This is a genomic window from Streptomyces carpinensis, assembly GCF_002154505.1.
GTDB classification, from domain to species: Bacteria; Actinomycetota; Actinomycetes; order Streptomycetales; family Streptomycetaceae; genus Streptomyces; species Streptomyces carpinensis.
This window is the reverse complement of the sequence record NZ_MUBM01000671.1, coordinates 1-361: the sequence shown is the minus strand read 5'-3', so window position 1 is coordinate 361 and position 361 is coordinate 1. Positions and strand designations below refer to the sequence as shown.

Here is a 361-nt window from a genome sequence, read left to right as displayed (position 1 = left end):
ACACGTCGACAAATTCGTATTCCGGCATCGCATCTATTGTGCGGGCTGGGGCCCGGTACGGATAGCGTCTGTATTATGTCTGATGCTGCGCAGCCCACCGCTGCCGAGGTACGCGCCGCCGCCGAGGCGGTCAAGACCGCGCTCGACCGCCATCTCGCCGCGGTCGAACGCAGGTCGGGGGAGGACGACCCGGCCGTCTACGAGGCGTTCAACCAGCTGGCCGCGGCCGCAGAGGTGTACGACGAGCTGCTCTACGACCGCTACGACGAGGTCACACCCTTCGAGATCCCCGGCGACGACACGCTGCCCCCGTACACGGGCCCGGAGGAGCCGAACGCGATCAGCGTGCTGATCCGCCGTG

1 pseudogene is annotated in these 361 nt (G+C 67.3%); it reads left to right on the top strand.

The annotated features are described in order from the left end of the window. Positions 1–75 precede the first annotated feature (75 nt). Positions 76–361 (top strand): annotated as a pseudogene (locus BZY54_RS47780) (hypothetical protein); the annotation flags it as partial.